Annotated in this window: 10 protein-coding genes; 2 read left to right on the top strand and 8 right to left on the bottom strand. The window is 65.5% G+C overall.

What is annotated here, in order from left to right:
- Nucleotides 1-18: 18 nt before the first annotated feature.
- Together ACP39K_RS18440 and ACP39K_RS18445 are read right to left on the bottom strand one after the other, a co-directional pair.
- On the bottom strand, nt 19-816 hold the full coding sequence (locus tag ACP39K_RS18440) for an SDR family NAD(P)-dependent oxidoreductase (RefSeq protein WP_497008762.1): 798 nt from the start codon (nt 814-816) through the stop codon (nt 19-21).
- 55 nt (nt 817-871) lie between these two features.
- Nucleotides 872-1,882 (bottom strand): aldo/keto reductase, encoded by a 1,011-nt coding sequence (locus ACP39K_RS18445; RefSeq protein ID WP_033639176.1) that lies wholly within the window; start codon nt 1,880-1,882, stop codon nt 872-874.
- 142 nt (nt 1,883-2,024) lie between these two features.
- Between ACP39K_RS18445 and ACP39K_RS18450 the strand changes: the two genes are divergently transcribed.
- Nucleotides 2,025-2,924, top strand: coding sequence for a LysR substrate-binding domain-containing protein (locus ACP39K_RS18450; RefSeq protein ID WP_016930425.1), 900 nt, complete (start codon nt 2,025-2,027; stop codon nt 2,922-2,924).
- A 33-nt stretch (nt 2,925-2,957) separates the two neighbouring features.
- Here the strand turns inward: ACP39K_RS18450 and ACP39K_RS18455 are convergent, their stop codons facing one another.
- Genes ACP39K_RS18455 through ACP39K_RS18465 form a run of 3 tightly spaced genes read right to left on the bottom strand, consistent with a single transcriptional unit; the run spans nt 2,958 to nt 9,351 of the window.
- Nucleotides 2,958-5,147: a virulence factor SrfC family protein gene (locus ACP39K_RS18455; RefSeq protein ID WP_497008746.1), complete on the bottom strand. Its 2,190-nt coding sequence runs from the start codon at nt 5,145-5,147 to the stop codon at nt 2,958-2,960.
- Entirely contained in the window at nt 5,144-8,089 is a 2,946-nt protein-coding gene (locus ACP39K_RS18460; protein ID WP_497008763.1) for a virulence factor SrfB, read from the bottom strand. Before ACP39K_RS18460 ends, ACP39K_RS18455 begins: the two co-directional genes overlap by 4 nt.
- Nucleotides 8,089-9,351 (bottom strand): SrfA family protein, encoded by a 1,263-nt coding sequence (locus ACP39K_RS18465; protein WP_497008747.1) that lies wholly within the window; start codon nt 9,349-9,351, stop codon nt 8,089-8,091. Before ACP39K_RS18465 ends, ACP39K_RS18460 begins: the two co-directional genes overlap by 1 nt.
- Nucleotides 9,352-9,723: 372 nt before the next feature.
- Between ACP39K_RS18465 and ACP39K_RS18470 the strand changes: the two genes are divergently transcribed.
- The gene (locus ACP39K_RS18470; protein WP_497008748.1) at nt 9,724-10,563 is read left to right on the top strand and encodes a DMT family transporter; all 840 of its coding nucleotides are present in this window, start codon (nt 9,724-9,726) and stop codon (nt 10,561-10,563) included.
- Here the strand turns inward: ACP39K_RS18470 and pdxR are convergent.
- The 3 genes from pdxR to ACP39K_RS18485 form a co-directional block, all read right to left on the bottom strand.
- Complete coding sequence (pdxR, locus tag ACP39K_RS18475) at nt 10,560-12,053, bottom strand: MocR-like pyridoxine biosynthesis transcription factor PdxR (RefSeq protein ID WP_497008749.1); 1,494 nt, start codon at nt 12,051-12,053, stop codon at nt 10,560-10,562. The two genes, ACP39K_RS18470 and pdxR, sit on opposite strands and share 4 nt — an antisense overlap.
- 79 nt (nt 12,054-12,132) lie before the next feature.
- Nucleotides 12,133-12,756: a LuxR C-terminal-related transcriptional regulator gene (locus ACP39K_RS18480; RefSeq protein WP_016930419.1), complete on the bottom strand. Its 624-nt coding sequence runs from the start codon at nt 12,754-12,756 to the stop codon at nt 12,133-12,135.
- 108 nt (nt 12,757-12,864) lie between these two features.
- The gene (locus ACP39K_RS18485; RefSeq protein ID WP_497008750.1) at nt 12,865-13,404 is read right to left on the bottom strand and encodes a fimbrial protein; all 540 of its coding nucleotides are present in this window, start codon (nt 13,402-13,404) and stop codon (nt 12,865-12,867) included.

Raw genomic sequence — 13,404 nt, forward strand, 5'->3', positions numbered from 1 at the left:
TCGGTTTAGGGTACGGAATTACATTGCCAGGGTGTCGACGACGCCGCCGTCGACGCGCAGCGCCGCGCCGGTAGTGGCCGAAGACAGCGGGGACGCAAGGTAAACGGCCAGGTTGGCCACTTCATCGACGTCCGCCGCGCGCTGAATAATGGAGCTTGGGCGTTCGGTTTTAACGAACTCGTCGGCCTGATCGCGCGCGCTGCGCCCGGATTTGGCCGCCGCATCCGCCAGCATCTCCTGCAGGCCTTCGGTAAAGGTTGGCCCTGGCAGGATGGCGTTGACCGTCACGCCGGTGCCGGCGAGGCGTTTCGCCAGGCCGTGAGACACCGCCAGGTTGGCGCTTTTGGTCACGCCGTAGTTGATCATGTCCGCCGGGATGGCGACGCCGGATTCGGACGACACGAAAATAATGCGTCCCCAGCCCTGTTCGGTCATGTTCTGCGCGTAGTGGCGCGCCAGACGCACGCCCGAGAGGACGTTGACGTTATAGAAGTGCATCCACTCGCTGTCGGGCACGGTAAAGAAGTCTTTATCGTTGAAAATGCCCAGGTTGTTGATCAGCACGTCAGCTTTAGGCTCCGCGGCGAACAGGGTTTCTGCCCCTTGTTCCGTGCCGAGATCGGCGACCACGCCGTGCACTTGCGCGCCGGGCACGTTGGCGCTGATGTCGGCGATAGCGTTATCGACCCCGGTTTTTTGACGGCCGACGATCACCACGGTGGCGCCCGTTTTGGCGAGTCCGCGCGCGATGCCCAAGCCGATGCCGGAGGTGGAGCCGCTGACGACGGCGACTTTGCCTGAAAGATCCAGTTTCATCATGTATATCACTCTGTAATGTGGGTAATGGGGCCGGGGGGCGGCCCCATAAAACTTAACGAATCGGCAGCGGTGCGTTGTCGGCCACCAGTTTCTGACGGCGCATCTCCGCCCAGAACTCAGCCGGGATCACTGCATCCAGCGCCGCCAGATCTTCGGCCATGCGGCCAGGACGGCTCGAACCGGGGATCACGGCGGCGACGGCCGGGTTAGCCAGCGCAAACTGCAGCGCAGCGGCTTTGACGTCTACCTGGAAGCGAGCGGCGATCTCTTTGATTTTCGCGACTTGCTGGCGAATAGCCGGGGACGCTTTCTGATATTCGAAATGTTCACCGCCGGCCAGCACGCCGGAGCTGTATGGGCCGCCGACGACGATATCGACATTCTGTTCCAGCGCTTCCGGCATCAGGCGTTGCAGGGCGCGTTCGTGATCCAGCAGGCTGTAGCGACCGGCCAGCAAGAAGGCATCCGGTTTAGGTTCATCGAGCGCCAGCGTCAGCTCGCAAGGCTCGACGCGGTTGACCCCGAGTCCCCAGGCTTTGATCACGCCTTCGTCACGCAGGCGGGACAGCGCGCGGAAGGCGCCGGTACGGGCGATATTGAACTGTTCCAGCCAGCTGTCGCCGTAGAAATCCTGAGCGACGTCGTGGATCCAGACGATATCCAGACGGTCGGTTTTCAGGCGCTTCAGGCTGTTTTCAATGGAACGAAGCGTGCCGTCTTCCGAGTAGTCGTTCAGGATCTTGTTTTTCAAACCGTGTTCGAACAGGCCGCCTTTCTCACCCAGATCGCGGGCGGCGGGATCTTCCATTTCGTCCAGCATGATGCGGCCCACTTTAGTGCTCAGTACGAACTCATCGCGTGGGTACTGAGAAAGCGCTTCGCCCATGCGAATTTCCGACAGGCCGGAACCGTAAAGCGGCGCGGTGTCGAAGTAGCGGATGCCCAAGTCCCAGGCGCTGGTTACGGTAGCCAACGCTTCTTCTTCTGGAATGGCGCGGTACATATTGCCGAGCGGCGCGCCGCCCAAACCGATCTTGCCGGGTAAAATATTTTTGATGCTCATGGTGAATCCTCAATGCGTTATCTTTTCAGGGAAACTTGTGGGGCTCATACAGCGTCTGCCCCGTCACGAGGCTAAAGATAACTTGGCAAGTTGTGACTTGATAGGACATAATTTGTCTAAGTTAAGTCCTTTGAGGTCTGAGATGATCGATTTACGTCAGTTGAAATACTTTGTGGCGGTGGCGGAAGAGGAGCACGTTGGCCGCGCCGCCGAACGGCTGCACATTTCCCAGTCACCGCTGAGCCGGCAGATTTCCCAGCTTGAGGAACGTCTGGGTTTGATGCTGTTCGAGCGCAATCAGCAGCGCATCCGCCTGACCGCCGATGGCCAGACGTTTCTGGCCGAAACCCGCGCGCTGTTGACGCACGCCACTCGGCTCGAATCGCTCGGGCGCCGCCTGGGGCGGGGGGAAGACGGCGGGCTGTGCATCGGCTATATCGAAAATGCGATGCACTCCGGCGTCTTGTCGAACGCATTGCGGTCGCTGCGGGTTTCCCGGCCGGATGTGCACATCGTGCTTTACAGCCAGCCTTCTTCCATGCAGCTGGAAGGGCTGCGGCAGCGCAGCCTGGACGTGGCGCTGGTCAATACGGCGCCGGATCGCGCGGATCCGGATTTTGAATATACGCAGGTGCTGGACGATCGCATGCTGCTGGCCTTGCCGCAGACGCATCCGCTGGCGGACAGGGAAACGCTGCAGCCGGCGGATCTCACCGATCAGGCTTGGATCTCGGTGATCCACAAAGAGGATGCCCATTCGCGCGACGACTTCGTGGCGGCCTGCGTGAAGGCCGGGTTCGATCCGGATATTCGGTTGGAGGCGGGCGAGCCGCTGACCGCGCTGGGGCTGGTCGCCGCCGGATTGGGGATGACGTTGATCCAGCACAGCCTGCGGCATAACGCGCCGCAAGGCGTAGTGCTGCGCGAACTGCCCTGGATGCAATACACCACGCAGCTGTGGGCAGTGTGGCACAAGGCCAACCTGCGCCCGCTGGTCACCCATTTCCGCGAAGTGATGTCGGCCGGTCCGGCCTGCCACTGACTGCGCGGCGGTGTCCGGCCCGGCTTGCGCCCGCTACGGCACAGCGCGTAGGGCGGCGACGATCGCCGTCAGTGCGCCGCGCTGCTCGTCTGCCAGCGCGGGCTGCGCCTGCGCGGCATTTTCCGCCAGCAGGGTCTGCAGGCCGATCAGCCAGTCATAGATATAAAACGCGGTATTTTTGGTTGGCGTCGGCGCCAGCCGGGTGAGCCGCTGCTGGCCGCTCCAGTCCACCGCCGGCTGCGGCGGCGGGGTAAAGATCGGCTGGCCGGGATTGACGCGGCTCTCGGGGCGCGTTGCCGCATCGCGCCGCTGGAAGCCGAGCCAGGCGACGAAGTCGCCCAGTAGCGCCAGCGCCTGGCTGATCTGCCGATCTTCTCCCTGTTCCGGCAGGCCGCCGGCGCACAGCGCTCGCTTCAGTTCGTCGTCGAGCCGCTGGCGGCAGGCGGCGCCGATCAACGCATCGACCAGCAGTTCGAGATGCGGTTTGTCGACACCGAGCAGATCCAGCAACCGGCGGTTGTCCGGCAGGCTGCGCAGATGGTTGATCCAATCCGCGAATACCCGCGCGGCAAAGGGTGACGCGGGGGGCTCGCCGGAGGCCGGCGTTTCCGGTGCGCCGAACAGATCGATGTCGAGCCCGAACGGCGCAGGCGTCGCCGGGGTCGGCGCGGCGTGCTGCTGTTGCTGGTAAAGCTGGCGCAGCGTATCGCGCTGGGGCAACAGTCGTTCCAGCAGTTCGCCGTGGCGGCCGGCCTGCGCCTGCAGCGCGCGCAGCAGCTGTTGGGCGCGTTGCTGGGTCGCGTACGGATCGGCGGCGGTGAGCCAGTTGCCGAGCAGGCTGTCCGTCAGCTCGCGCTGCAACTCTTCGCGCAGCTCGAGCAGGCGCGCTTGCTTGTGGGCCGGGCGCGCCTGTGCGGCCAGGTAGTTCACCATGCGGCGGCAATCCTGCTCATCCAGCGCCAGCAGCGTGGCCCAGCTGTCACCGGGTTCGCCGACCTGACGCTGAACGGCGTCGTCAGGGCGCGGTTTGCCTTCCTGGCGTGGGTCGAACGGCGTGATTGCCCAGATTAAACCGGGTTTGCGGCGTTGGCGCAGCGCCGGGGTTTCCCCCTGAGTGTGGTCGACCCAACCGGCGAGCGCCTGGCCGATGCGCGCGGCGTCCTGCGGCGCGGCGGCGGCATCGGTCACCAGCAGCAGGTTGGCGTGCAGGCCGTCCGCGCAGCGGGTCAGCAAATGGGCGCGTTTCGCCTGTTGCAACCGCTGCGCCGGCTCCGCCTGCGGGCGGGCGCGGCTGCCGGGCAGGTCGATCAGCGCCACGTCGGCGGGCAGGCCCGCCTGCGCCGTCTGCGGCAGACCGGTGGTCACTTCGGCGGTCAGCCAGGCCAGATCGCTCAGCGCGATCTCCCGTTCACCGCCGTGTTCGGCCATCACGACGATTGCCGTGTTTTCCGGTGCGGCGCTCGCGGTCAGCAGCGTCAAGGCGCGGCGCGGGGCATGAACCCGCCGGCTGTCACCGAGGGCATGCAGCGTATGTGCCAGCTGGCGATAATGCGTCGTCAGCGTCGTTTCCTCTCCCCACAGCGGCGCAAACAGGCGCGCGCGATCGTCGATGCTCAGCTGCGGCGCCAGCGCCACGGCCTGCGGCCAGAAATGCCTGTCCAGCGTCTGTTGCCCCTTGTCGCCGTGGCGGCGTTGGCTATCCCACAGCGCCAGCACATCGCTGTCGCTGAGGCCGTCGGGGGCGACGGCTTGGCGGTGGCGTGCCAACGTTTGCAGATGGCCGGCGATCGCGCGGGCGTCCCAGTCCAGCCGGAAGCCGCCCATCGCGGCGGCATCGAGCGTGATGGCCAGCCACTGCGCTTCATTGAGCAGGGCGAGGGCGATCTGATACTCGGCGGGCCCCGCCTCGGCCGCCGTGCAGTAGCGCACCGCGAGCGAAAGGTCCGCGCTGAAGCGCTTTGCGCCAGGGGCCAGCGCCGCCAGCAGGTGGGCCTTGGCGGCGGCGTTGTGGCCATACAAACCGATGGCGACCTGCGCAGGCTGGGTGTTTTCCAACTGGACGGCGCGATTATGGCAACGGCGCAGGCGCAGCGTCAGGCGATCCGCCTCCTGTTCCAAACGGGCGGACTGCCGGCGCGCGGCGTCCACCCAGTCGATCGCCTGCAGAATGCCGGCGCTGAGCGCGTTATTTGGGGCTGATTGGACGGTGGTAGTCGCTTTCATCGTGGGTAAATGCTCCCGCTGTCTATCCAGTAGTGGGTCGCGCCGGAGGCGCTGGCAGCCAGGGTATTGAGTTTCAGTTGCAGATGGTGCGCCGGGACGGCACTGCCGTCGGCCAGCACCGCCTGCGCGATCTTGACGCTTTCGGCGCCCTGTTCGGCACTGGCGGTGATGGCCAGCCGCAGGCTGATCACCGCGTCACCGGCCAGCTTACGCGCCAACTGGGCGTCATTGATGGTCAGCGTATAGAGCGGCGAGGCCGGCCAACGTTCGTTGTCCAACTGGCGGAAGCCCAGGCGCAGCGGGCCGCGCAGCTGGAAGCTGCCGGCGGGATCGAGCGCGAAATCGGCGCGATCCAGATCGATGTCGCGGTAATAGACGTTATCGTCCGCCAGCATGTTGTTGCCGTCCAGCATGCCCAGATAGCGAATGGTGGAGTAGGGCTGGAAATCCCCGACGTTGAAGTAAAAGCTCTCCAGCCGCAGGTCGATTGCCAGCAGGCACAGCATGGCGCCTACGGCGGCGGTGGATTTTGGGTTGTCGATGCGGCCGCGTTTGTTGAACGGGTACCAGCTGCGGGTGTGATACCCCTCCAGCGGCAGAATGCGGCTGGCGGGCAGCGGCTGCAGGTGGCGCAGCAGCGCCTGCACGCCGGGGAAGCGCGCCGGGCGGCCGGTCAGCAGCAGCACGTCGCAGGTGTACAGCGCCACCACCTCAGCCAGCAGGCGCAGGCAGCGGCCGATGCCGATGCGATCGGACAAGAAGGCGGCGTGCAGATCGGCCAGGCGGATCACCAGCGGGGTGTGCAGGATATCGAAGGCGTTGCTGTCAGCTTCGCGCTGCACTTCGCCGTTGATAAACGCCAGCACCTGCGGCGTCGGCGGCTGCGGCAGCAGATCGCCCAGGCTGGCGGCGATTTCCGCCCGGCTGTCCAGCGGATCGTATTCTTCATAGGCGCCGAGCAGCGCGCGTCCGGCGGGCATGAAGATCTGCAGCGCGGCCTGCTGACGCAGGGTGGAAAGCCCGTCCATGCGTCCTTCGTTGCCGAACAGTTTGTCCATCAGCGCCGCGGCGGCGCTCACGCCGGCGGCTTCGAACGCCTGTTGCACGGCGGGCAGAACAAATTGCTGGATGATGTCCAGCAGGATGTCGTCGCCGGCGACCTTAAAGCCCTCGCGGAACAGCAGGCGCGGGTTGATTTTGATGTTGTTGCCCACGCCGTCGTCGAGCGAGTAGTGCGTGATCGCCAGATCGGTGGTGCCGCCGCCGATGTCGATGGAAGCGATGCGCAGCGTTTTGCCTGCTTGTTCGCTTGGCGCCAGCGGCCGGTCGGGCCGGGCCATGGCGGCGAAAAAGGCGTCGGTGCGGCCGGCGAAGTTCACCTGGGTTTCGTTGTACAGATAGACCATCTGGCCGCAGGTGGCCTCGTCCCACTCCATCTGCACCTGCGGCGCCGGGAAGCGGGTGCGCGCGCCGTCGAACGGCGCATCCTGCGGGTGCCAGCCGAGGGCCTTCCACACCAGCCCGATCGCCTCCTGCATGCGGCGGCGGAAAATCTCGCGCTCCGGCTTCGGCATCGCCGAAGGCAGCGTCAGAATGATGGCGCGCAAACGGCGCGGCGCGGCGGCGTTCGGCATGCGGCTGCGCTGTGCGATGCTGTTGATCTGCATCAGCGCCTGCGCCAGCAGCTCGCTCAGCATCAGGCTCATCACCGCGCTGCGGCTGTAATGGGCGGCGAATACCGGCAGCCGTTGGGACGTCGGCAGGGCGGACAGCGGCACGCCCTCGTCGTTGATCAAGGTGGTCAACGGCGCGGCGGCGGCCATCGGCTCGTGCCGCTCGTTGAAGCGCCAGCCGGGCGCATAGCGCTCCTCGTCCCACAGATAGCGCCGTGGGCTGGAGATGCCGGTGGTGCCTTCATGCCCTTCGCGTCGCTGCGCCAATTGCGCGGCTTCACGGCCGACGCGGGTGATGGACGGCCATTGGAAGGCGTCGTCGCGTCCACTCTGGAAGGACAGATGCGGCTTGCCGAACGAGGCCCGAGAAAACTCCACCCGGCTCTCGAACAGTTCGTTGTAGACGCAGTGCGGTTCGGACAGCGAGCGCAGCTGCAGCTCATAGGTTTGCTTCAGACCGTTGCTCTCTTCCGGATGGTCCTCGACCAGCACGCCGCAGGTGTGAGAATTGCCGACGTCCAGCACCAGATCGACGTCGATCGCCGGCTGTTGCAGCGTCGCCGCCGCCATTTTTATCTGCGGCACCGTCAACTGATGGCCGAGCATGTGCAACAGGTTGAGGTAGTGCGCCTGATACTCGAAGGTTTTCAGCCCGGCGTTGATCTCCGCCTCGGCGCGCTGTTCCCGTTCGGCGGCGCGCTGGCTGAACGCCTCGCGCAGCCAGCCGTCCACCCAGGTCAGATCGAGGAACTCGCCCAGCTCGTGGTTGCGGTGCGCCAGCGCAAAGCTGAGGCCGGCGCCGAGATCGCTCTCGCTTGGCGCCAATGCTTCCTGGCCGGGCGCGGCGGCGCGGGTGTCGAAGGCCAGCGCCACCCGCAGCAGGTTGCCGTCCTGATCCGGTTCATCCAGCTGCACCACCTGCAGGCGCGCCCAGTTGTCCGGGCCCGACAAAAACAGGCCCGCCGGGGTGTGGCGCAAGAAGGGCAGCGGCAGCCAGAGCTTATCCAGCAGGTGCAGCGACTGCTGCAGCGGATAGCTGAACTCCGGCCGCACCACTTCGGCGGCCTGGTCGCCCACGGCCGGCAACTGGTATTTGCCGCTCTCGGCCTCCCATTGCAGGCGCAGCAGCGGGCCGCTGGCGGTCTTGCGCACGAATTTGCCGGGAAACTCGGCGTCCAGTCGCGGCGTCAGGGCAAAGTCCAGAAACTGAATGCCGCTGTCCTGAATCAGCGTAATGCCGTGTTTGTAGTCAGTTAGGGGGGCCAGCATCATTTACTCTCGCGCTTGAACGTCATGGGATAGGTGGTGTCCGCATCGTAGCGGCCGGTGCACTCCGCCGCGCCGGTTTCGCCCTGGCGGCAAACGATTTCCGGGATCTGATAGCGGCTGCCGTCGCTGCAGCGCGCCTTGGTGCGGCTGTTGATCACCAGATTGCCGGACTGCATCAGCCCGGCCTCGACCGCCGCCCGGCAGGTGACGCCGTCGCCGTAGGCGATGACGGCGCTGCCTTTGCCCGCGTTCAGGCGGTATTGCAGGCTGGGGCGCTTGCCGGTGATCGGATCTTTCAGCGCCACCGTGGCGCGCCATTTGCCGTTAAGGAAACGGGTGGAGCCGGCCTTCACCGCCTCGGGCGGCAGCACCAGCGCATTTTTGTCCAGCGGTTGCGGGATGGCCGGCGCCGGGGGCGGCGGCATCAGCGTGGCGTGCGCCAGCGGCAAGCGCAGCTTGGGCAATGGCGCGGCGGTTTTTTCCGGCGGCGCCGGATGGCGCACCTCCGCCGGCATCGCCGGTTGCGGGGCCGGCGAGCGGTGCAGCCAGGCGGCCAGCGCCGCGCTGCCTAGCAGCAGTACCGGTAACAGCCAGAGGGCGTGACGCCGGCGGGGGCGAACACCGGCAGGGGATTCGACGGGCGTCGCCGGGGCGGGCACCGGTTCAGGCTCTGCCGCCGGAGCCGGTTTGGCCGGTTCGACAACGGCCGGTTTGGCCGGTTCGACAACGGCCGGTTTGCGCGGAGCGGCGGCGATCGGCGCCGGTTTTTCTACCTCCGTTTCGGCAGGGCGCAGGCAGGCTAAAGGATCGTCCGGGCTCTGCGCCTGCGGTTTGATAAAGCCCCAAAAGGTCAGCACCGGCCGATCGTCCACCAGGTAGACGTGGTTGGGATCGGGAATGTGCATCGCTTTGGTCAGCAGCGCGCCGAACAGGCGATGGCTGGGGTGATCGGTCGCCCGGGCCTGTTCGGTCAGGCTGCGGAAGGTCGTCAGGCAGTGTTCCAGATGGCGCACCGCCTGCGCGCGCTGGGCGTCGCTCGCCGCCAGCCAGGAGGTCACCTTGCCCGGAAAGGGCGCATACCAGTCGATGCGGGTGCCGCTTTCGTTCGGCTGGGGGATCGCCAGACAGTCGGCGGCCTGCTGCTGCCGGCGAAGACGCAGGGTTTCCCGCAGCTGCTGCGCGCAGGCGTAGATCGATTGCCCGTTTTCGCCTAAAGCCAGCACATCATCCAAACTGCCACTGCGTAAGAAGGGTTTCACCACGGCGCCGCACCTTGTCCTGTTCTGCAAAAACGCATAAAAGTCCATGATACCCCGCAGGCAGAGCCGCCAAACGGCCAAGGACAGCCCGAAAAACGCCCTTCTTTGGCGTTAGCGGCGCACTTTGGCAACCGGCACAGTGAAAATCTCGCTATCTGGACCTGTCTGTGAACCGCTTTATCTGAAAAATAGAACGCAGGCCCGGCAAGCGACGCCGGGGAACGATGTTCTCTTTCACTATGACATCGCCTCGCGGGTTGCCGATTTCGGTATGCCTCAGGCGTGCGGAGCGTTCACATGACGGACAGCCAGTCTGAAAAAACTCTCGTTGTTACCCCTGCACATCCCGCCGCCGGGCATTCGGCCCGGGGCTGGATGAACGGTTTTCTTGGCATGATTATCTTCAGCGGTTCTCTGCCCGCCACGCGAGTGGCGGTGCTGGAGCTCGATCCGCTGTTTCTGACGGCGGTCAGGGCGGCGATCGCCGCCTTGCTGGCCCTGTGCGCGCTGCTGATCACCCGCCAGGCGCGGCCGACGCGGGCCGATTGGCCGCCGCTGCTGTTTGTGGCGCTCGGCGTAGTCATCGGTTTTCCGCTGCTGACGGCGCTGACGCTGCAGCACACCACGTCGGCGCATTCGCTGGTGTATATCGGCCTGCTGCCGCTGGCGACCGCCGGTTTTGGCGTCTTGCGCGGCGGAGAGCGGCCCAAGCCCGCTTTTTGGGTTTTTTCGGGCGTCGGCGCCGCGCTGGTGGGCGCTTTCGCGCTGAGCCAGGGGAGCGGTGGCGCCTGGCAGGGGGATGCGCTGATGGTCGGCGCGGTGCTGCTGTGCGGTCTGGGTTATGCCGAAGGGGCGGTGCTGTCGCGTCGGATCGGCGGCTGGCAGGTGATCTCCTGGGCGCTGGTGGTGGCGTTGCCGTTGACGCTGGCGGCCACCTGGCTGGCGGCACCGGCCGCCTGGCCCGTGGTCAGCGGCGCCGCTTGGCTGTCGCTGGTTTACGTCTCGGTGTTCAGCATGTGGATTGGGTTTATTTTCTGGTATCGCGGCCTGGCGCAGGGCGGCATCGCCGCCGTCGGGCAGTTGCAGCTGCTGCAGCCGTTCTTCGGCCTGGCGCTGGCGGGCTGGCTGCTGCATGAGGCCGTCCAGCCGATGATGATCGCCGTGATGGCCGGCGTGGTGGTTTGCGTGTTCGGCGCCAAACGTTTTTCCCGCTAGGCGCCGCTGCCGGCGCAGGCCAGGATCACCTGTCCGAGCCGTTCCACCGCCTGTTGCACCTGGCGGTCGGCGTAACCGCCCAACCCCAGCACCAGGCCCGGCTCACCCTGGCCGGGCGCATACATCGGCGACACCGCCCGCAGCGCCAACCCGGCTTCGTTGGCCTGCCGGGCGACACGCACGTCGTCGAGATCTTTCCTCAACCACAGCACCATGTGCATGCCCTGATCGCAGGGCTGCACCACCGCCAGCTCGGCCGGGATGTACGCGTTGATCGCCTCGATCAGCACCCGACGTTTTTCGGCGTAGACGCCGCGCATTTTTCGGATATGCCGGTCGAGATACCCTTCGGCAATAAAGGCGGCCAGCACGTATTGATCCGCGCTGGGCGGGTGACGATCCATCAGGATCCTGGCGCCGCAAAAGGCGTCGACCAGAGGCGGCGGCACGATGGCGTAACCCAACCGCAGCGAAGGGAACAACACCTTGCTGAAGGTGCCGAGATAAAGCGTCCGCTCGGGCGCCAGCCCCTGCAGCGAAGGGAACGGGTGGCCGGCGTAGCGCATCTCGCTGTCGTAATCGTCTTCCACGATCCAGGCCTGCCGCTCTCTGGCCCAAGCCAGCAGGGCGCTTCTTTTCGCCATGCTCATCGGCATGCCCAGCGGATACTGATGCGACGGCGTGACAAAGGCGGCGCGGGCATTGGCGGCCAGACGCACGCCGGCGGCGACGTCGATGCCGTCGTCGGCGACGGGCACCCTAATCATGCGCCGATCGCGAAACAGGCTATCGAAAATGGCGGTAATGCCGACGTAGGCAGGATCTTCGACCCAGGCGCTGTCGCCGGCGTCCAACAGGATCTGCGCGGCCAGATACAGTCCCTGTTGGGTGCCGGAGGTGATGAGGATTTGCTGCGGCGTGCAGTTTACCGAGCGGGAACGGCGCACATAGTCGCAGATGGCTTCGCGCAGCGGCAGCGCGCCCAGCGGATCGCCGTAGCCCGACGGCGCGCCGGGGCCGCGGGCGCGGATGCGGTTGCCGAGCCGCCGCCAGATATCGTCGGGCGCGGTATCGCCGATTGGCACTGACACAGTGAACGGCACCGGCGGCAGCGCTCGCGCCTGAGTGGCAAAGCGCGCCAGATGCTGCGCCTGTGAAGAAAGCGGAGCCGCTACCGCCGAACTCGCCTGCACCGTGGCGTGCGGCGCGCGGCGCGGCGTCTGATAGTGGGCAACTCGGGTGCCGGAACCGGGCTGCGGTTCGAGAAAGCCTTCCGCCGTCAGTTGAGCAAAGGCCTCCAATACCGTGCCGCGCGCCAGAGTCAGCGCCACCGACAGCCGGCGCGTCGAGGGCAGCAGATCGCCCGCTTTCAGATCGCCCCGGTGGATGGCCTGACGCAGGGCCTGCGCCAGCTGGTGGCTTAGCTGGCCCGCCTGGCGATCGAGCTCGCCGAGGGCGGGGACGTCAACGACTTTGGCTGTTCTGGGCATGGATTCCGGCTCGCTTTGCAGTGCGAAAATGAGTACTCAGAGTAAACCACTCTGTCGGTACTCGCGAGTCCGTTGTCAGTCAGCTTAGCCCACGCTGATTCAGCAGCACTTTATTCAACTCGCTGTTTTTACGTACGTTAAGCTTGCGCATCGCCGAGCGCTTATGGGCGCTGATGGTTTTCTGGCTGCGCTGCAGCAGGCCGGCGATACTGCAGGCGGACATGCCGCTGCTCATCAACCCCAGCACTTTTTTTTCGCAGTGGCTGAGCGCGGCGATGCGGCAGGCCTGGCATTTCCACATGCCGGCGGCGTGCAGCGCCATCCACGGATGCTGGATAAATTTTTCCAGCGCCATCTGCAGCTTGAGGCGGATGGCGTAGGCCGAATCGCGCCGGTGGATGCTGAACAGCGGCGGCAGGTTTTTCACCTGTTGCTGGGTCGCGTCGTCGAGGATCAGCAAAGTCAGCTGCCGCTGGCGCGGGATGCCGTAGGGGCTCTGGTAACAGCAGGCGCAGCCCCAGCGCTCTTCCGGCGTGCGGAACACGATTTCGATGTTATCCAACGCCTGCAGCGCCAGCGGCGAGAACTGCGGGTACAGGCGCTGGCATTCGTTCAGGGAGTGCAGATAATCCTGCAGCAGCAGACGCAGCCCCTGCTGGTAGAAGTTATCGCTGTCGAACAGCGTGAAGCGAATATCTGGCATGGGTGGCTCCTTAAAAGGCCGTGGCGCCGCGCCGGAGCGAACGGTGACGGCCCATTGCCGGCGTTCGCGCGCCGGTCGTTTTCCTGATTTCCCTGGGCGGTGCGGGGCTTATTGGTACGCCAGCACAAAATTGGCGACGGAGGTGAATTCGCCTTCGATAATGCTTTGGTTCTGGATCGCGCTCGGCCGCCCCTGCACATAGGCGGTAAAGTTCAGGCTGTTGGGGCCGTTTTGCAGCGCGACGGCGCTGGTGGCCTTATTCAGGTCGATGTCCGCCCCTTGATGATCGAACAGCGCGATGGCGGCGCCGTTCGCGCCGTTGTTGATCGCCAGCTTGCCCGGCAGCTCACCGTCTTCGGCGCCGCTGAAGGTCACGCTGACGGATTTGAATACCGTGGTCTTGCAGTCGGTCAGCTTGATGCTGAATGGCACCGGCGTGGTGTGGCCATAGCGGTACAGGGTTTTGACGATCACCGTGCCCATTTCCACCAGCTGATCGGCGGACTGCGGTTCGATATTGCATGGGCGGCTCACCACGGTGCCGTGGAACTGCACCGGCGCGCCGATAAGTTCGGTGTTCGCCGCCGTCGGCATGGCGGCAAACCACCAGGGCGCGCAGCTCAGCAGCGCTAAAGCGCGTAGACGCAT

This window comes from Serratia sp. EC4 (genome assembly GCF_059652115.1).

Bases quoted from the DNA above. Each gene is read 5' to 3' on its own strand.
- ACP39K_RS18440 (WP_497008762.1), bottom strand. From the start codon at position 816: ATGAAACTGGATCTTTCAGGCAAAGTCGCCGTCGTCAGCGGCTCCACC.
- ACP39K_RS18445 (WP_033639176.1), bottom strand. From the start codon at position 1,882: ATGAGCATCAAAAATATTTTACCCGGCAAGATCGGTTTGGGCGGCGCG.
- ACP39K_RS18450 (WP_016930425.1), top strand. From the start codon at position 2,025: ATGATCGATTTACGTCAGTTGAAATACTTTGTGGCGGTGGCGGAAGAG.
- ACP39K_RS18455 (WP_497008746.1), bottom strand. From the start codon at position 5,147: ATGAAAGCGACTACCACCGTCCAATCAGCCCCAAATAACGCGCTCAGC.
- ACP39K_RS18460 (WP_497008763.1), bottom strand. From the start codon at position 8,089: ATGCTGGCCCCCCTAACTGACTACAAACACGGCATTACGCTGATTCAG.
- ACP39K_RS18470 (WP_497008748.1), top strand. From the start codon at position 9,724: ATGAACGGTTTTCTTGGCATGATTATCTTCAGCGGTTCTCTGCCCGCC.
- pdxR (WP_497008749.1), bottom strand. From the start codon at position 12,053: ATGCCCAGAACAGCCAAAGTCGTTGACGTCCCCGCCCTCGGCGAGCTC.
- ACP39K_RS18480 (WP_016930419.1), bottom strand. From the start codon at position 12,756: ATGCCAGATATTCGCTTCACGCTGTTCGACAGCGATAACTTCTACCAG.
- ACP39K_RS18485 (WP_497008750.1), bottom strand. From the start codon at position 13,404: ATGCGTCTACGCGCTTTAGCGCTGCTGAGCTGCGCGCCCTGGTGGTTT.